This is a genomic window from Micromonospora sp. NPDC092111 (assembly GCF_044755745.1).
GTDB lineage: Bacteria > Actinomycetota > Actinomycetes > Mycobacteriales > Micromonosporaceae > Micromonospora.
On sequence record NZ_JBIVRQ010000004.1, the window covers coordinates 1 to 18,655 of the forward strand.

Sequence of the window (18,655 nt, forward strand, 5' to 3'; positions counted from 1 at the left end):
ACAGGACACCGACACCAACGACCTACCAGCGCTCAGCGCCTAACAACAACGAGGAATCACGCTCAACCGCAAACACCACGTCCAAGGACTTGACCGTCTCCGGGACTCGTCACCGGTTCCCTTCACTCAACCAGTGGGTGACGCGCGGGGCGGGCGTGGGCTTCGGGCCGGCTGACTTTCCGCCCCGCCGCCGAAGGCGGGCGGGGCGGCGGCTCCGCAGGAGCCGGTTACCGCGCCCGGCCCGCGCCGCGCGGAGCGCGCTTGATCCTAAAGAGAGTATTTCGGCAACGTGGTGCCAAGCGGGGCGATCGGCTCCTACGGGCTGGCGTCGATCGTGCGGCGGAGGCGTTCGACTGCTGCGTAGATGGCCTGTTCGGGGCCGGGCCGGCTGGGACGCCATTCCATGATGACCGGGCGGACAACGTCGGCCAGGGTGGCGGCGGCTTCCTCGGTGTCCGGGTTGGCAAGTCGCCCGAGGTCATCGATCGCGCCAAGGGTCGTTGCGTAGCGGTGGCTGTTGGCTGGGGTGTTGCGCCAAGCGGGGTTGTTGCGCCACTCCTGCACGCGCTCGCGCACCTCTGCGGCGGCGGTTCGAATCAGGTCGGCCCGCTGCTGGGGTGTGAGTGCTACTGAATGTGGTCGGTCATCGGTGGGTTCTTGCGGCGGCGTGTCGGCGTCGCGCATGGCGGCGATCGTACCGGCGCCCGGTTAGACAGCTCCGCGCCCGGATGCTCGGGCGGGGTCACGTGGTGACGGGGGTCCACTCCTGGGCGAGGATGGAGTAGAGCAGGGAGTCGCGCCATGCGCCGTTGGTGTGGACGTGGTCGCGTAGCCGACCCTCGTACTGCATGCCGAGCCTTTCGGCAACGGCGATGGACGCGCGGTTGTCGGGGCCGATGGCTGCGGTGATGCGATGAAGCCCCAGCTCCCGGAAGCCGAAGTCAACGATGGCGCCGGCGGCGTCGGTGGCGTAGCCGTGGCCCCAGTGGTCGGCGCTGATGGCGTAACCGAGCTTGGCTGCCTGGTGGCCGGTAAGGCCGAGCCGGGCGAATCCGACCATGCGGTCCGTGGCGTCGGCGACGGCTAGGTAGTACTCGGTGCGGGGAGTGTGCTGGGCACGTTCGATGGTGCCCTCGACCATGGCGACGGCGGCGGCTTGGTCCCGGCTGTCGAAGGAGAGCCATTGGGTGACGCGGTCGTCGCCGACGATTGCCCACGCGTCGGCCGCGTCATCGGAGCGCATGTCGCGCAGGGTGATGACGCGGCCGGGGATGGTGATGGGGTGCATGCCCAGATGGTGCCCTATCGAGGCAGGGCGTTGGCCGGGGTGTGGGTGAAGTGTTCGATGCCGTCGATGAGGTCGCGGGCGTCGCCTGCGTGGCCGGCGCGGGTGATGGCCTGGTGGACGCGACGCACCGAGTGAATGATGCCGTTGATGCGCTGGTCGGCGGGAAGGTCGAGCACCGGGGCCAGCGCATCCGCTGCCGCCTCCAGCTCGCCACCGGCAACCCGAGCGATGGCCAGGTTGGCGTGTGAGCCGGCCTGGTCGCCGAACGCCCATGCGGGGTCGTTGGGGTCGGCGTATGCCTGGGCGGCGCGGAGGGCGTATCGCTCGGTGGTGGTGGCCTCGCCGGGGAGCCAGGCGAGGGCATCGCTGGCGTAGTAGAGGGTGCGGGGCTGGTTGAAGGTGCAGATGCCGCCCATCTCGTCCATCTCGTCGGGGCGTACGCGGGACCAGGCGTCCTCGGCCTCGGCGATGGCGGCCTTGGCCTGTTCGGCGTTGCCGAGGGCGGCGTAGGCGCGGGCGGCGCTGGCGGGCAGCCAGACGGCGGAGGTGCCGCCGGCCTGGGTGGCGTACTGGCGGCCGGCCTCGGCGTAGCGGACCGCCTCGGCGTGACGGCCGGCCCAGTAGGCGACGAGGGATTGCAGGCCGCGCAGCCACGCCTGTAGTCCGGGGTGGCCGGCCTGCTCGGCGCAGAGGACGGCGGTGCGGGCCTGGAGCATGGCCGAGTGCGGGTCGGCCATGTCGTGGGAGACCTTGGCGAGCAGGCCGCTGGTGATGCCGGCGAGGAAGTGCAGGTCCCTGGACTGGTTCGGGGCCTGGCGGCGTTCGAGCAGGGTGAACAGGGTGTCCTGTGTCTCGACCAGGTCGGGCAGGACGTGGCTGACCGGACGCTGAGGATAGGCCAGCGCGAGGCGCTGCACGTCCTCGGCGAGCTGTTCGATGGCCGCCGGGCTGGTGGACTCGGCGGCGAGCATGGCGTATTGGCGGGCGCGTTGTGCGGCCATGGCGAGGAGGTTCCTTTCCGGGCCGGCGCCGGTGGGGTCGACAACAAGGTGTCGCACCGGCGCAGGGATCAACTGGTGGGGAGCCCAGGGGCGTTGCAATTCGTCGATTGACTTGCTGAACATGACCTGTAGTGCCCGCCGGGTTGCGGGAGTCGAGGAGGCCAGGTCCCGTTCGCCGCGTGCCAACCGCCCGAGATGCCGGGCGCTGATCGCCGCCCGGGGATCCATCCGGGAGAACTCGTCGGCCAGTTCCTCGTACGTGCGGTCACTCTGCTGGATCAGGTACTCCAGCAACGTGCGAGGTTCGCGGCGTTCTCGTGCCATCCGTCGCTGCCTTCCTGATGGGCTGTCTCCACGCTCACCCGGATGAGGTCCTTCGGACAATGCAGGTCCTCATGGTGTCCGCTCGATGTCCGCCAGAGGTGTAGTCACGGGTCCTCGATCGGTCCCGCAGGTCCCGGGCAACCTCTCCTACATGGACGGCTCACCCACCGCAATTGTGCATGTGCACCCCGTTGATGCACATGGGCAACCGCGTCGGCACGGACAACGCGAATTCGGCTCAGTGATGGGGGGCACTGAGTCGACCGGAGTCCGGGTCGTGCGCTGTGTGAATGGGTCGCTCCCGCAGCGGGGGTCACACCGGTCCTCGCCGTCGACGCCGGTTGCGTGTCCCGCGTGCGAGGGGCGGGGCTGGAAGATGGCCAGCCCTCGGCGCTCGCTCCGGGCACCGGGTGACCCGAACCGGCTGCAACGGCGCGACTGTCCCGACTGCGCAGGCACCGGCACACATGGACAGCGGGCGGGGCTGGCGGCTGTCGCCTTGAGGTGACGGCCACCGCCCTCCGACTACAACGCGGCCTCGCGGCTGCGTCCCGCGAGGGCCCGGGGCGGCTGACGGTGACTTCGGTGTCGGCCGTGATCGTGAACCCGCCCGTCCCGGTGCCATCTCATTCGACGTACGGAAGGCAGGCGTCCGTGGTGCCAGAGCCGGGAGACGTGCTGTACGTCAATCGGGATGCGTCGGTGCAGTTCAGCGGCGATCGCGCGTTGATCTTCCGGGTCATCAAGGTCTCTGATCAGCCCACCTACCACGGCTGGGTCTGGCTCACGGGCTACGTGCTCGACCAGACGGGGAACGCTCTGGATCGCCGAGAGATCTACGTCCGGAAAACGGGCCTCCGGAAAGCGGCCAGACCGCCAGCGATGGTCCGACAACCCAAACCAGCGGCTCGTAAAGCGGCCAGGAACGCACTACGACGGTGAGTACGTGCGGCGGCTCGATTGGAGGGTTCGATGGCAGTGGCAATCGTTCGATCGGCCTCACGGATGGCCCCGCTGATCCCCGACCAGGTACGGCGCCTGCGGTTCCGGCGTACCCGGTTCGGCCGACGTGGGCTGGCCGAGGAACCCGTCTACGCCTTCCTGCACCGCGTCGTTGACGAGCTGACCGCGAGGGACGCCGTCGAGGCCAGCCTCAGGGAAGAAAACGCCCGGCTGAAGAACACTCTCCGTGAATGGCAAGGCCAGTTCACGCCGAAGCCTGGTCACTGAGCCGACAGCGCCTGGACAGGTGATCAGCAGCGAAGATAGCCTGTTGACAAGCCGAGTTGTCGTCTGGAGTGAAACGGTGCCGATCGAGGTTGCGCCGCCCAAGTACGTGGTGATCGTCAACGCGGTCCAACAGGGCATCGAGGATGGCACCTACCCGCCGGGCTCGATGCTGCCCAGCGAAACCGAATTCATCCGCAAGTTCGGCGCGTCCCGACCGGTCGTGGTCAGGGCGTTGGATCTGCTGCGGCAGGGCGGCTGGATCGAGAGTCGCCAGGGCAAGGGCCGCTTCGTCCTCGGCCGTCCAGGCGGCACCGAGCAGCGCTCCCGGGAACGCAGGTACGCCTTGCTTGACGATGACGAGCGAGCCGGATCAACTGTGCTGGCGGCTGGCACCGTTGCCGCTCCACCGCGAGCGGCTGTCGCCCTGGGCCTGGAGCCGGGAACCCCGGTCGTGGCACGTCGGCGCCTCATCACCGTGGACGGGATCGGCCCGGTAGAACTGGGCACTGCGTTCCTGCCCGTCAAGCTTGCCGAGGGCACCAGCGTGGGCACCAAGGACGTGATGCCGGAAGGGCTGCTACGGCATGTCGCTGCCCGGAAGCTACTGAAGTTCGACCATGTGAGCGAACGAATCTCGGCACGGCTGCCCAGCAAGGAAGAGGCCGAACTGTTGCAGGTCCGCGAGAGCGATCCCCTGCTGACGGTGCTCCTGGTCATCTGCGATCGGAGCGCCACGCCACTACTGGTGGTGGACGCCCTCCTTCCCGCCGCTCGTCACGATCTGGAAGACGTGTACCCGGTCGACTGACCTAAGTGGATCCATTACTTGACAAGTCGAGTTCGCAGTGTCTACCTTCGATTTGACTTAACAAGTCGACTGGTTGAGTTGTTTTGTGGATCTGGAGGTCTCTCGTGATTCCGATGACGTTGAAAGTGCCGGTCCCGGTCGTCGGGTGACTGCCGGTCCCGGATGGCGTACTCGCTCCGGCGACCGCGATCCGTCCGGCGTCGGCCGTTCCCGGTGTGGTGGCGGCCTGACCGCTGCTGGTGCTTGGCGCGCGGGGCGGGTCGTTTCCCCGCCAAGAGTCCCGACCCGTCCCGCGCTCTCCCATCCCTCATCTGGTGAAGGAGGGCGTGATGCCCACCGTAGTTCCCCCTACCCTGATCGCCGCTGTGCCCCTACTCGTCGGCGCGGCCCTGCTACTCACCCGCGCCCGCCTGGCCGGCTTGCGCCACGCCTACCGGGAGACGGAGGCCGTCCTCCGGTCGGCGCTGCGGTTGCCACCGGCTGCGGCCCGGGTGTCCACGATCCGCTGCCCGTACTGCTGCCGGTGGGTGAAGCCGCGTCGGTTCGACCTGCGACGGATGTCGTGCCGGGCGTGCATTGCGACTCTGGGTCGTCCGAGGCGGGGTGGTGACCTGTGCCTCTGATCAACATGACCCCGGGAAAAGATCCCTCACTGGACGGACGGGGTGCCGGTCAGCGTGGTGCGGAGGGTGGCCGGGCACGAGAAGGCGTCGACGACGCTGGACCGGTACACGCACACGCCTGAGGACTACGCCGACCGGGTCCGGCTGGCCTTCCCTGACGATTCGCCGACTTTCCGGCTGTCACCCCGGCCAGCCGAGCCGGAAGACGTGCCTTCACCCTGGCCGGGAGCGCTCCACCGGAAAAGGGACGACCCCCGTCGGGGGGAGACGGGGGTCGTCGTGAGGTTCGGCTCCGGGGGGGTTGAGCCGAACCCGCTCGGCGGCCACGGGGGGTGCGACCGCCGAGGGTCTATCAGCTTTCCGGGACGTGAATGCTTGTCTTGCGGACAAGTCTGCCCGAGCGGAGTGTTCACGTCGAGTGGTGTCGACCCCACTCCCTGCGAAATTGTGATCGCTTCGTGTGACCGCCATCACGTTGAGTTCCGGTCTTGGGAGTGCTCCCGCAGGTCGAGTGGGGTGTTGACCCCGGGCACCCGCCGACCCTAGACCATCGGACTAGACTTTCGCGCCGTGGGCCGAAGTGCCGCTTTCTTCGATCTGGACAAGACCGTCATCGCCAAGTCGAGCGCCTTGGCATTCGGTCGGCCGTTCTACCGGGACGGGCTGATCACCCGACGGGACGTCGTCAAGTCGGCGTACGCGCAGCTGATGTTCCGGCTGGGCGGCACCGACGAGCAGACCATGGCCAGGACCAGGGACTATCTGGCCGCGCTCTGCAAGGGTTGGCAGGTGGAGCAGGTCCGCCAGATCGTCGCGGAGACACTGCACGAGCTGATCAACCCCTACGTGTACGCCGAGGCCGCCGCGCTGATCGAGGAGCACCAGGCCGCCGGGCGGGACGTCGTGCTGGTCTCCGCCTCCGGCGAGGAGATGGTCCGCCCGATCGGTGATCTGCTCGGGGTGACCGACGTGATCGCCACCCGGATGACCGTCGAGGACGGCCGCTACAGCGGCGAGGTGGAGTTCTACGCGGCCGGGCCGAGCAAGGTCGACGCGGTCAGCGAACTGGCCGCCGCCCGGGGCTACGACCTGGGTGACTGCTACGCGTACTCCGACTCGTACAGCGACCGGCCGCTGCTGGAGTGCGTCGGGCACCCGTCCGTGGTCAACCCGGACCGGACGCTGCGCAAGCTGGCGGTGGAGAACGCCTGGCCGGTGCTGGAGTTCCGGCACCCGATCCCGCTGGGTCGCCGGCTCCGGGGGCGGCCCGCCGTCCCGGTGGCCGCTGCCGCGCTCGGCGTCGGCGTCGGCGTGGCGATCGGCATCGCCTGGTACGGCCGGCACCGCCGGACCCGCTCCACCCAGATCGCCTGACCGACACCACAGGGGCCACCCGGCGGCGGCGTGCCCGTTGATCAGACACCCCTGGCCGCCCCCTGGCTCGCGGCGCGCTGACCCCGAGCGCCGGCCGGCGCGGCTCGGCCCACCCCCTGACCGACCCCTCATCCGTGGCCGCCGCGCACCACACTCCGTCGGCGGCCGGCATCCACCCCTGACTTTCCCGGTCGGACGCGAGCCCCCTTCCTGATGCGCGGCGACGTGCCGCACCGACGTGGTCGAGACGACAGCCGCACCGCCGGCCGGCGACGCCCACCAGCCCCAACCACAGCGACGCCCCCAGCACCGGCTGGAGCACCGACCGCAGCGCCGATCGGTGTTTGAGCAATCGCTCAAACGGGCCTATGCTCCCACTTGAGCAGACGCTCAAAATCGGGGAGGCGGGCATGTCGGAGCAGGACCAACAACGACCTAGGCGGACCACCGCCAACTGGGTGCTGGCCGGGCTGATCACGCTCTTCGGCCTGGTGGTCTTCACCGTGACGGTGCGCGATGGGCGGGCGGACAGCGCCCTGCTCTTCGTGGCCCTCCCGGTGATCCTCGCGGCGGCCCTCGCTCTCACGCCCGGCCGTACGACGCACGGCCGGGTCTTCGTGGTCACCACGATCGCCCTGCTGCTCGCGGCGGTGGCGCTGCACGAAGGGGCGGTCTGCGTCATCCTCGCCGCTCCGCTGGTCTACGCGGTGGCCCACGGGACCACCGCGCTGATCCGCGCGCTGCGCGACGCCTCCCGCGCGTACGCCGTGTTCGCGGTGCCGCTGCTGCTCCTGCCCGGCCTGGAGGGCAGCGGAATCGGGCCACGGGTCGCACCGGACCACTCCGTCGAGGTGGTCCGGGTGGTGGCCCTCCCCGCCGACCAGGTGGCCGCCCGGCTCGCCGCCGGCCCCCACCCGGTCACGGTCCGGTCCGTGCCGCTGCGGGTGCTCGGCGTACCCACCCCGGGTCAGGTCAGCGGGGACGGGCTCGACCCGGGCGACCGCTGGATGTTCGGCTACCACGGCAGCGCGCACGGGCCGGGCGGGCACCTGCTCGCGGAGGTGGCGACCGTCGCGCCGCAGCGGGTGGGATTCCGGTTCGTCGAGGACAGCTCGATCACCGCGCGCTGGTTCCGTTGGCGGCACGCCGACCTGCGCTGGCGGGCGCTCGACGCGGGGCACACCGAGGTCCGGGTCACCGTGGACTACACCCGGGGGCTCGACCCGTCCTGGTACTTCGGGCCGGTGCAGCAGGTGCTGCTCGGCGCGGGGGTCGGGCACCTGTTGGACATGATGACGCTGCGATGACCACGGCGCGCTACCTCAGCCTGGCGGTACCGCTGCTGGCCGTCCTCGCCGCCGCCCGGACGGACCGGGGTCGCACCGCCCGGGCGGCGGCGCTGCTGGCCTTCGTGGCGACCGGGATCGGCATCGCCGCCCTCCACGAGGTGGCCCGGCGGACCTGCTGGTACACCTTCGCGCAGGTAAACGGGACGTACCGGGGGATGCCGGTCGACCTCTGGCTCGGCTGGGCGGCGTGGTGGGGGCCACTGCCGGTGCTGCTACGCCGGGTGTTGCCCCTGCCAGTGGCACTGGGCCTGCTGCTCTGGGTCGACGTGGTGGCGATGCCGGCGCTGCACCCGCTGGTCCGGCTCGGGCCGGACTGGCTGGTCGGGGAGTTCGTCGGACTGCTCGGGGTGGCCCTCCCGGCCCAGTTGCTCGGTCGCTGGTGCGCCGACCGGCGGCACCTGGTGGCGCGGACGCTGCTCCAGGTCGGGGTCTTCGCCGCCCTGCTGCTGTGGTTCGTGCCCACCCTGGCCTTCGAGGTCGGCGACGGGTCGTGGACCGGGGTCACCACGCTGACCGGAGCTGGACTGCTGATCCTCGCCCAGGTGGCGCTGCCGGTGGCGGCCCTCACCCTCGGCGCGGTGCGGGAGTTCGTCGTCCGGGGCGGCGGAACGCCGTACCCGTGGGACCCGCCGGGCCGGCTGGTCAGCACCGGGCCGTACGCCTATCTGGCCAACCCGATGCAGGTCGGCGCGGTGATCCTGGTGATGCTCGCCGCCGCCGTCACCCGCAGCGGGACGCTGGTCCTGGCGGCCGTGGTGGTGGTCGCCTTCGGCGCCGCGGTGGCCCGGCCCCACGAGGAGCACGACCTCGCCGGCCGGTACGGCGAGCCGTGGCGGGCCTACCGCCGCCGGGTACGGGACTGGTGGCCCCGGTGGCGACCGCACCACCCGGGACCACCCGCCGTCCTGCTGCTCGACGACGACTGCGGGCCATGCGCGGCGACCTGGCGCTTCCTCGCCCACCGGCGGCCGGTGGGCCTGCGGATCCGTCCCGCCGGGGAGCACCACCGGGTGCTGTGGCGGGCGGAGTACGTGGGCGGCGACGGTCACACCGAACGGGGGGTGGCCGCCGTCGCCCGCGCACTCGAACACGTCCACCTCGGCTGGGCTCTGGTCGGCTGGACGCTGCGGCTACCCGGGGTCACCTGGCTCGCCCGGCTGGTGACCGATGCGATGATCGCACCGCCGCACCCGGCGCAGCCGCGAGGAGGACGATGTCCGACACCAAGCAACGTCTCCTGGACGGCGCGCTGGCCGCCGTCCACGAGCACGGCATCGCCGGGGTCTCCGCCCGCACCATCGCCGCCGCCGCCGGGGTGAACCAGGCGCTGGTCTTCTACCACTTCGGCACGGTCGACGACCTGCTCACCGCGGCCTGCCGGGCCAGCACCGCCGAACGGGTCGGGCAGTGGTCGGAGCGGCTGGCCGGGGTGGGCTCGCTGCGTGAACTGCTCGCCGTCGGGCGCGCCCTGCACGAGGAGGAACGCGAGCTGGGCAACGTCTCCTTCCTGGCCCAGATGCTCGCCGGGGCGCAGACCGACGAACGGCTGGCCACGCCGACCGCCGCCGCGCTGCAACTCTGGGTGGACGAGATCGAGTCGGTGCTGGGCCGGCTGCTGGCCGGCTCGCCCTTCGCCGAGATCGCGGACGTGCCCGGCCTGGCCCGGGCGGTCTCCGCCGCGTTCGTCGGGCTGGAGCTCTACGACGGGGTGGACCGGGCCGGCGCCGAGCGGGCGATGTCCGCGCTGGACCAGCTCGCCGTGCTCATCGAGATCGTGGACGACCTCGGCCCGATCGCCCGCCGCGCCCTCCGGTCCCGGGTCAACCGGGCCGTCCGGCGGGACTGACCGTGTTCAGGAGGCGGCGAGGATCTCGTCGCCGATGACGGTGAGCTGGTCGGCGCCGACCTCGACGGCCGCCAGGTAGTGCCGCAGCCAGGAGCGCAGCCCGTCCGGGGTGCCGGTGGCGAAGGCCCCGGCCGCGCCGACGTACTCCGGCTCGCGCTCCCGGTGCCCGACGTCGACGGCGACCAGCCCGCGCGGGTCGAGGCCACGGGACATCAGGACGAGCCGCGCGGCGGCCCGGGCCACCACCCCGGACGGCCCGGCGAACGGCCGCAGGTTCAGCAGCTCACCGTGCACCACGGCGGCGAGCACCAGCGGGGAGACCGTCGTCCCGCCGGCGACCAGGCCGGCCAGGCCGTCCAGCCGGGCGGCGACCACCGGGTCGCTGACCGGGCGGCCCAGCTCGGCCTCGGTCAGCACGTCCCGGGCGGCGAGCACGTGCAGCCGGGCCAGCGCCTGCCGGGGGGCCTTCGGCCAGAGTTCGGTCAGGCCGGGCAGCGCCCCGGCCACCCGCAGCGCACCCTGGAGCACCGGTTCGGTGACGGTGCCGGCGCGGACCGCCTCGCGCTCGTGGTCGTACCCCTCCAGGGCGGCGCTGGCCACCGCGCTGCGGAGGCTGACCTCGGCCGCGACCTGGCCACCCTGCCGGCGCAGGGCGCGGTGCCGCATCGCCAGGTCGACCCGCTCGCGGGCCCGCTCGACGGCGGGGGCGATGTCGGCGAGCGCGAGCAGCGGGGCGAGCGGGTCGGAGGTCACCCCGCCACGCTAGCGACCCCGCCACCCGAGCCGGGCGTCACCCGCCCGGAACGCCATCCCGTACCGGGGGCGGAGCGCCGCCGGGCGCGCGGCGGAGGCCGCTGAGCGCGTCAGCCGGTACCGAGTTGTCGCGGCCGTCACCTGCCCCGACTAACCTCACCCGGGTAGGAGACGCAGGTCACCCCGACGAAGGAGTCACCGCATGAGCGAGGCCTTGGCCAACCTGCTGAACGAGACGCGCCAGTTCCCGCCGCCGGCCGCACTCGCCGCGGAGGCCAACGTCACCGCCGACGCGTACGACGAGGCCGCCGCCGACCGGCTCGCCTTCTGGGAGCGGCAGGCCGGGCGGCTGACCTGGGCGAAGCCGTGGGACGAGGTGCTGGACTGGTCGAACCCGCCGTTCGCGAAGTGGTTCGTCGGCGGCCAGCTCAACGTGGCGTACAACTGCCTGGACCGGCACGTGGCGGCCGGCCGGGGCGACAAGGTGGCGATCCACTGGGAGGGCGAGCCGGGTGACACCCGCACCCTGACCTACGCCGACCTGCACGAGCTGACCTGCCAGGCGGCGAACGCGCTGACCGGGCTGGGCGTGACCGCCGGCGACCGGGTGGCGATCTACCTGCCGATGATCCCCGAGGCGGCGGTGGCGATGCTGGCCTGCGCCCGGATCGGCGCCACCCACAGCGTGGTCTTCGGCGGCTTCTCCGCCGACGCGCTGACCAACCGGATCCAGGACGCCAGCGCCAAGGTGGTGATCACCGCCGACGGCGGCTACCGCCGGGGCAAGCCGTCGGCGCTGAAGCCCACCGTGGACGAGGCGGTGGCGAACTGCCCGTCGGTGGAGCACGTGCTGGTGGTCCGCCGCACCGGCGAGGACGTCGCCTGGTCGGCGAAGGACCACTGGTGGCACGAGACGGTGGAGACGGCGTCGGCGGAGCACGTCGCGCAGCCGTTCGACGCCGAGCACCCGCTGTTCATCCTCTACACCAGCGGCACCACGGCCCGGCCGAAGGGCATCCTGCACACCACCGGTGGCTACCTCACCCAGGCGTCGTGGACGGCGCACGCGGTCTTCGACCTGAAGCCGGAGACCGACGTCTACTGGTGCACCGCCGACATCGGCTGGGTGACCGGGCACTCCTACATCGTGTACGGCCCGCTGGCCAACGGCGTCACCCAGGTCATGTACGAGGGCACCCCGGACACCCCGCACAAGGGCCGGTTCTGGGAGATCGTCGACCGGTACCGGGTCAGCATCCTGTACACCGCGCCGACCCTGATCCGCACCATGATGAAGTGGGGCGAGGACATCCCCGCCGGCTTCGACCTGTCGTCGTTGCGGCTGCTCGGCAGCGTCGGTGAGCCGATCAACCCGGAGGCGTGGATGTGGTACCGCGAACACGTCGGCAAGGGTGAGCTGCCCATCGTCGACACCTGGTGGCAGACCGAGACCGGCGCGATCATGATCTCCCCGCTGCCCGGCGTCACCGCGGCGAAGCCGGGTTCGGCGATGACCCCGCTGCCCGGCGTGGTCGCCGACGTGGTGGACGACCAGGGCCGGTCGGTGCCGAACGGCGGCGGTGGCTACCTGGTGCTGCGCGAGCCGTGGCCGTCGATGCTGCGCACCATCTGGGGCGACGACAGCCGGTTCGTCGAGACGTACTGGTCCCGGTTCGAGGGGATGTACTTCGCCGGGGACGGGGCCAAGAAGGACGACGACGGGCACATCTGGCTGCTCGGCCGGGTCGACGACGTGATGCTGGTGTCCGGGCACAACATCTCCACCACCGAGGTCGAGTCGGCGTTGGTGTCGCATCCGGCGGTGGCCGAGGCGGCGGTGGTCGGCGCGACCGACCCGACCACCGGCCAGGCGATCGTCGCGTTCGCGATTCCGCGCGGCACGGCCGACACCGCGGGCGAGGCGGGCGAGCGGCTCATCACCGAGCTGCGCAACCACGTCGCGAAGACGCTCGGCCCGATCGCCAAGCCCCGCCAGATCATGCTGGTGCCGGAGCTGCCGAAGACCCGGTCCGGCAAGATCATGCGCCGGCTGCTGCGCGACGTGGCGGAGAACCGGTCGCTGGGGGACGTGACCACGCTCCAGGACTCCTCGGTGATGGAGCTGATCTCCTCCGGGCTCAGTGGCGGCAAGTCCGACGAGGACTGACCACCGGCGTGCCCCCGTCGGTGGGTGGCGGTCCACCCGGGCCGTCGCCCACCGACGTCGTGTTTGCGGATGGAATCGGTCGGTCGGTGGAGACGGGTCGAGCTGAACGGGCAAAGGCGTTCGGTACCCCTGTCGGACCGGAACCTTTCTCATTTAGGTTCAGCCACATCGACCGGACTCGACGTACGGCACGCCGTACGTCCGGCGACTCCTCTCCCATGCCCGAGAAACGGAGCGGCATGAACACATTTCCGCAATCCGGGGCACGCCGACGCCTACTCGTCGCGCTGCCCGCCATCGCCCTGGTCGCCACGTCACTGACCGTGACAGGCAGCGCGGCGGCCCAGACGGCCGGTCCGGCACCCGCCCGGATCGGGTCCGACGAGTTCTACATCAACTACGCGGAACCGGAGGTACAGCCGGACACCGCCGGCAAGGAGGTCAAGGGAGCCGACGGGATCCTGACCCCGGCGGCGGACGAGGCCCGGGCGTACGACCGCAAGTTCGCCGGCGGCAACCCGCTGGCCGCCCGGGAGCTGGCCCGCAACGAGGCCAAGGCGATCCGGACCGGGCTGAGCCCGCGCAAGTTCAAGAAGGCCAAGAGCACCCAGACCGCCAAGCTGCTCACCCTACTGGTGGAGTTCAACGACCAGGCCAACGACGACTTCACCAACGTGATGGTCCCGCAGACGGTCTTCGAGGACCGGAGCTGCGTGCCCGGCACCGTGCAGAACGGGCCGAAGCACAACAACATCCCGAACCCGGCGACCCTGCCGCACAAGGACAACAACTCGATGTGGGTGCCGGACTTCTCGCCCGCGCACTTCGACAAGATGCTCTACACCAAGAAGGGCATCACCGAGCGGGTCCGCAAGGACCTCAAGGGACCGGACGGCCGGGCCGGCATCGACCTGTCGGGCCGCACCATGCACAACATGTACCTGGAGATGTCGAAGGGCGCGTACACGGTGGACGGGCAGGCCAGCCCGTGGATCACCGTGCCGCACTCGGAGGGGTGGTACGCGGCCTCGCGCTGCTTCCAGGACGAGAACGGCAACTGGGTCGCCGGCCGCCAGCAGTCCATGAACGGCCACCCGGACAACCCGCAGGGCGCGGGCCGGCTCGCCACCGACGCGATCGACGCGCTGGCGGCGGCGGACCCGAACTTCCCGTGGGCCGACTACGACATCGAGGACCAGGGCGACCGGGACGGCGACGGCAACGTCAACGAGCCGGACGGGGTGATCGACCACCTGGTGCTGGTGCACGCCGGGCAGGGCAAGTCCCGCGGCGGCGGTGACCAGGGCGTGTACGCCGTCTGGGCGCACTCCTCCACGGTCGCCGGTGGTTACACCATCCCGGGCACCAACCTGAGGGTGTCCAACTACATCGTCCAGCCGGAGGACGCCGGGGTCGGGGTCTTCGCCCACGAGTTCGGTCACGACCTGGGCCTGCCCGACCTCTACGACACCTCGGGCAACGCCGACTCGGACGTCGACTTCTGGGACCTGATGGCGTCGGGCTCGCACAACGGCGAGATCTTCCAGGCGTTGCCGACGCACATGGGCATCTGGGACAAGTGGGTGCTCGGCTGGGCCGACCCGCTGACTCTCGCCCCGGGCGCGAACGCGCGGACGGTGCAGCTCGGCCAGACCTCCCGTACGCCGGTGGGCACCCAGGACGGCATCAAGATCGACCTGCCGAACAAGGTGATCACCCTGGCGCAGCCGCACAGCGGCAGCAACATGTGGTACAGCGGGGCCGACCAGAACTGGGCGGACGTCAAGCTCAGCCGGGAGGTGGCCGTCCCGGCCGCCGCCGACGCGAAGTTCTGGATGTGGAACAACTTCGTCATCGAGGAGGACTGGGACTACGGCTTCGTCGAGGTCTCCACGAACGGCGGCACCACCTGGACCGAGCAGAAGGTCTACAACGCGGCCGGGGCGCTGGTCTCCACGAACGACGGCTACGCCGACCCGAACGGCCGGATGGTCGACTACGGCAACAAGAAGTACGGCCTGACCGGCAGCACCGGCGGCTGGCGGCACGACTGGATCGACCTGTCGCCGTACGCGGGGACGACCGTCCAGGTGCGACTGCGCTACGCCACCGACGAGGCGTTCGTGGAGCGGGGCTGGTTCGCCGACGACCTGTCGGTGACCGGCGGCGGCGTCACCACCTTCAGTGACGACGTGGAGAGCGGTGCCAACGGCTGGACCCGGACCGGTGGCACGTTCACCGACACCACCGGCGCCGGCTGGTACACCGACGCGGGCACCCAGTCCAAGGCGCAGTACTACCTCGCCGAGTGGCGGAACTTCGACGGCTTCGACAAGGGCCTGAAGTACGCCTACGACACCATCTACTCGCACGAGGCGTGGAAGGTCGACCGGATCTCGTACAACGCGCCGGGCATGCTGGTCTGGTACCGGGACACGGTGCTGGGCGACGTCAACCACGTCACCGCGCAGATGACCGCGCTGCCGAGCTACGGCGCCAAGGGCGGTCTGCTGATCGTCGACTCGCACTACGACCCGTACCGCCGGCAGGGCGAGGCGGCGACGAAGGACCCGTCGGTGCTGGACAACCTGCCGAGCCGGCCGCAGTCGGCCAACGCGGCGTTCTCGCTGGGCAAGACGTACCCGTTCAAGGAGTGCCTGGAGGCGGCGGACGAGCCGTACAGCGAGTACTGCACCAGCTTCGGCGCCCAGGCCCCGGTGTCCACCTTCACGGACGCCAAGGGCTGGTACCCGGGCATCGAGATGCGCGACGGCGCGGCGTACGCCCGGGACAACGACGCCTCGGTGGTCGTCCCGTCGAAGGACAACGCCCGGTACACCACCCGAGTGGTCAACCCGGACGGCAGCCCGGCGACCGCCTACTACGGCGGGACGCTGGGCGGCGGGGCGATCGTGCTGGGCACGGGCAACCCGGGTGACCAGGGAGTCCGCTACGGCGTCTCGATCAGCATCCTGCGGGCCGCGGGGGACAACTCGTACGCCACGGTCCGGGTGACCCCGGCGACGAACTGATCCGGCCGGGGCACCGTCTCGGCGATGCGGTGGTAAAGGTCAGCTACTGACCGATTGGTGAACAGTGGGGCCGATGGCGAAGAGGCCACCGGCCCCAACTGTTTCCCCACATCCCGGCAATCCAATCGAAATACATCACTACGATTCCCCGCGCTAGGCGTCCCCGCTGCTCACGACCGTTGATGAACAGCAGGGGTGTGACGGGGAAAAGCATCCTCATCAAAATCTTGCAACAAATCGACGCGGACGTCTTCCCAGCTGTCGCGGCAGTGTCTATGTTCACCATGGGTCCCACTAGTGGGACGTCTTTACACCGGCCCGTACCCCCGTTGGGCCGGTTCCCTCACACCGGAGGTACCACGTGCGCAAAGTCGCAGTGGGTCTGCTCGGGCTCTCGCTGACGGCGACAGGTCTGCTGACGGGCACGTCCGCCAGCGCCGCGCCGACGCCGAAGCTCCCCGCGGCCGCCCCGTCGGTCGCGGAGCCCGCCCAGGCGGACCACGATCTGCCCAACCCGCTCGAAACCAAGCGGCGGGCGCTGCGCCAGGAGGGCCTCAGCGAGGTCCTCTCCGGCAAGGCGAAGGCGGAGAAGATCAACGGCAGCACGGTCGTCAAGGTCGGCAAGACCCAGGCTGCGGGGCAGAATGCCCGGACGACCGCCAAGGGCGTCGCCCAGACCCAGGACCAGTACGTCGAGCTGTCCCGCGAGCGGACCGACAAGATCTTCGTGATCCTCGCGGAGTTCGGCAACGAGCGGCACCCGAGCTACCCGGACCGCGACACCGCCCCGGCCATCCCGGGCCCGACCAAGTTCGACGGGCCGCTGCACAACGAGATCCCGGCCCCCAACCGGGCGGTGGACAACTCCACCGTCTGGCAGCCGGACTACAACGCCGACTACTTCCGCAAGATGTACTTCGGCACCGGGCAGGGCGACGAGTCGCTGAAGCAGTACTACGAGGCCCAGTCCTCGGGTCGCTACAGCGTCGACGGCGAGGTCACCGACTGGGTCAAGGTCCGGTACAACGAGGCCCGGTACGGCCGCTCCAACGGCTACCCCTGCGCCTCGAACGTCTGCAGCAACACCTGGAACCTGGTTCGGGACGCCGCCAACCAGTGGGTCGCCGACCAGAAGGCCGCCGGTCGCACCGACGCCCAGATCGCCGCCGACGTCAGGTCGATGGACGAGTGGGACCGGTACGACTACGACGGCGACGGCAACTTCAACGAGCCGGACGGCTACATCGACCACTTCCAGATCGTCCACTCCGGCGGCGACCAGGCCGACGGTGACCCGATCCAGGGTGAGGACGCCATCTGGAGCCACCGGTGGTACGCCTTCGCCTCCGACCAGGGCAACACCGGCCCGTCGACCTTCCCGGGTGGTGGCACCCAGATCGGCAACACCGGCGTCTGGATCGGCGACTACACCATCCAGCCAGAGAACGGTGGCCGGAGCGTCTTCTACCACGAGTACGGCCACGACCTCGGTCTGCCGGACGACTACAACGTCACCAGTGGTGGGGACAACAACAACGAGCACTGGACCCTGATGGCCCAGAGCCGGCTCGGTGCCAAGAACGATGGTGGCATCGGTGACCGGGGCGGCGACCTCGGCGCCTGGAACAAGCTCCAGCTCGGCTGGCTCGACTACGAGGTCGTGGTGGCCGGCCAGAAGAAGACCCTGGAGCTGGGCCCGCAGGAGTACAACACCGACAAGGCCCAGGGCGCCGTCGTGGTGCTGCCGCAGCGGGAGTACGTCTTCCAGAACGGCAAGCCGTTCGAGGGGACCAAGCAGTTCTTCTCGGGCAACGACGACGACCTGAACACCACGATGACGCGGACGATCGACCTCACCGGGAAGACCAGCGCCGCGCTCACCATGAAGGGTCGCTACGCCATCGAAGAGGATTACGACTACCTCTTCTTCGAGGCCAGCACCGACGGTGGTCAGACCTGGATCACCCTGCCGGGTACGGCCAACGGCAAGGCCCTCAAGGAGCTCTCCCCCGGGCGCTTCGCCCTGGACGGCTCCAGCAACGACCAGTGGGTCGACGTCAACATCCCGCTGAACGCCGTGGCCGGCAAGGCCGCGCAGTTCCGGCTGCGCTACCAGACCGACGGTGGCGTCTCCGAGGGTGGCTTCTACGGTGACGCGATCACCGTCACCGCCGACGGGCAGACCGTGCTCAGCGACGGTGCCGAGGCCGGTGCCGCCGGCTGGACCCTGAGCGGGTTCAGCGTGGTGGCCGAGACCTACATCCGCAAGTTCGACAACTACTACATCGCCGGCAACCGGTCGTACGTCTCGTACGACCAGTACCTGAAGACCGGTCCGTACTACTTCGGCTACGCGAACACCCGCCCGGACTACGTGGACCACTACGCGTACCAGGAGGGTCTGCTGATCTCGTACTGGAACCTCCGGTTCGCCGACAACGACACCTTCGCCCACCCGGGTGAGGGTCGGAACATGATCATCGACGCGCACCCGCAGCCGATCTACAACCTGACCGGCAGCGCCTGGCGCTCCCGCGTCCAGGTGTACGACGCGCCGTTCAGCCTGAAGAAGGCGGACTCGTTCACGCTGCACATCAACAGCGTGCCGCAGTACGTCCGCGGCCAGGCCGCGCAGCCGCTGTTCGACGACACCAAGCAGTACTGGTACGCGGAGCTGCCGAACCACGGCGTCAAGCTCCCGGCCACCGGCACCAAGATCCGGGTTGTGGAGCAGAACGGCACCTCGCTGAAGATCCGCTTCTCCTGATCCGCTGATCAGCGCACCACCCGCACCACGCGATGCCCGGGCAGGTCTCCTGCCCGGGCATCGCCCTTTCCAGGCCGGGCGGGCACCGGCACC

Annotated in this window: 14 protein-coding genes; 10 read left to right on the forward strand and 4 right to left on the reverse strand. The window is 70.3% G+C overall.

Features of this window, described 5'->3' with window-relative positions:
- Positions 1–315 precede the first annotated feature (315 nt).
- The 3 genes from ACIQG9_RS10595 to ACIQG9_RS10605 are packed head-to-tail and all read right to left on the reverse strand — an operon-like array spanning position 316 to position 2,613.
- A complete protein-coding gene (locus ACIQG9_RS10595; protein ID WP_400400143.1) occupies positions 316–684 on the reverse strand; it encodes a hypothetical protein in 369 nt (122 codons plus the stop codon).
- 58 nt (positions 685–742) lie between these two features.
- Positions 743–1,288 (reverse strand): GNAT family N-acetyltransferase, encoded by a 546-nt coding sequence (locus ACIQG9_RS10600; RefSeq protein WP_400400145.1) that lies wholly within the window; start codon positions 1,286–1,288, stop codon positions 743–745.
- 14 nt (positions 1,289–1,302) lie between these two features.
- Positions 1,303–2,613 carry a hypothetical protein gene (locus tag ACIQG9_RS10605; RefSeq protein ID WP_400400147.1) on the reverse strand — a complete coding sequence of 437 codons (1,311 nt, stop codon included), beginning with the start codon at positions 2,611–2,613 and terminating at the stop codon, positions 1,303–1,305.
- A gap of 585 nt (positions 2,614–3,198) precedes the next feature.
- Here ACIQG9_RS10605 and ACIQG9_RS10610 point away from each other — a divergent pair.
- The 7 genes from ACIQG9_RS10610 (at position 3,199) to ACIQG9_RS10640 (ending at position 9,843) form a co-directional block, all read left to right on the forward strand.
- Positions 3,199–3,555 carry a hypothetical protein gene (locus ACIQG9_RS10610; protein WP_400400148.1) on the forward strand — a complete coding sequence of 119 codons (357 nt, stop codon included), beginning with the start codon at positions 3,199–3,201 and terminating at the stop codon, positions 3,553–3,555.
- 63 nt (positions 3,556–3,618) lie between these two features.
- Complete coding sequence (locus ACIQG9_RS10615) at positions 3,619–3,843, forward strand: DivIVA domain-containing protein (RefSeq protein WP_400400150.1); 225 nt, start codon at positions 3,619–3,621, stop codon at positions 3,841–3,843.
- A gap of 19 nt (positions 3,844–3,862) precedes the next feature.
- Positions 3,863–4,651 (forward strand): GntR family transcriptional regulator, encoded by a 789-nt coding sequence (locus ACIQG9_RS10620; RefSeq protein WP_400400152.1) that lies wholly within the window; start codon positions 3,863–3,865, stop codon positions 4,649–4,651.
- A gap of 1,193 nt (positions 4,652–5,844) precedes the next feature.
- Entirely contained in the window at positions 5,845–6,648 is an 804-nt protein-coding gene (locus ACIQG9_RS10625; protein WP_400400154.1) for an HAD family hydrolase, read from the forward strand.
- A gap of 410 nt (positions 6,649–7,058) precedes the next feature.
- On the forward strand, positions 7,059–7,955 hold the full coding sequence (locus ACIQG9_RS10630; RefSeq protein WP_400400156.1) for a hypothetical protein: 897 nt from the start codon (positions 7,059–7,061) through the stop codon (positions 7,953–7,955).
- A complete protein-coding gene (locus tag ACIQG9_RS10635) occupies positions 7,952–9,316 on the forward strand; it encodes a methyltransferase (protein WP_400400158.1) in 1,365 nt (454 codons plus the stop codon). Before ACIQG9_RS10630 ends, ACIQG9_RS10635 begins: the two co-directional genes overlap by 4 nt.
- Entirely contained in the window at positions 9,211–9,843 is a 633-nt protein-coding gene (locus tag ACIQG9_RS10640) for a TetR/AcrR family transcriptional regulator (protein WP_400400160.1), read from the forward strand. The genes ACIQG9_RS10635 and ACIQG9_RS10640 overlap by 106 nt, the downstream gene beginning before the upstream one ends.
- A gap of 6 nt (positions 9,844–9,849) precedes the next feature.
- Here ACIQG9_RS10640 and ACIQG9_RS10645 read toward each other — a convergent pair whose 3' ends face one another.
- Complete coding sequence (locus ACIQG9_RS10645; protein ID WP_400400162.1) at positions 9,850–10,596, reverse strand: oxidoreductase; 747 nt, start codon at positions 10,594–10,596, stop codon at positions 9,850–9,852.
- A 202-nt stretch (positions 10,597–10,798) separates the two neighbouring features.
- Between ACIQG9_RS10645 and acs the strand changes: the two genes are divergently transcribed.
- The 3 genes from acs to ACIQG9_RS10660 all read left to right on the forward strand — a co-directional run bounded on the left by acs (position 10,799) and on the right by ACIQG9_RS10660 (position 18,562).
- Entirely contained in the window at positions 10,799–12,763 is a 1,965-nt protein-coding gene (acs, locus tag ACIQG9_RS10650; protein WP_400400164.1) for an acetate--CoA ligase, read from the forward strand.
- 239 nt (positions 12,764–13,002) lie between these two features.
- A complete protein-coding gene (locus tag ACIQG9_RS10655; protein WP_400400166.1) occupies positions 13,003–15,795 on the forward strand; it encodes an immune inhibitor A domain-containing protein in 2,793 nt (930 codons plus the stop codon).
- A 376-nt stretch (positions 15,796–16,171) separates the two neighbouring features.
- Positions 16,172–18,562, forward strand: a complete 2,391-nt coding sequence (locus ACIQG9_RS10660; RefSeq protein WP_400400942.1) for an immune inhibitor A domain-containing protein — start codon at positions 16,172–16,174, stop codon at positions 18,560–18,562.
- Positions 18,563–18,655 lie beyond the last annotated feature (93 nt).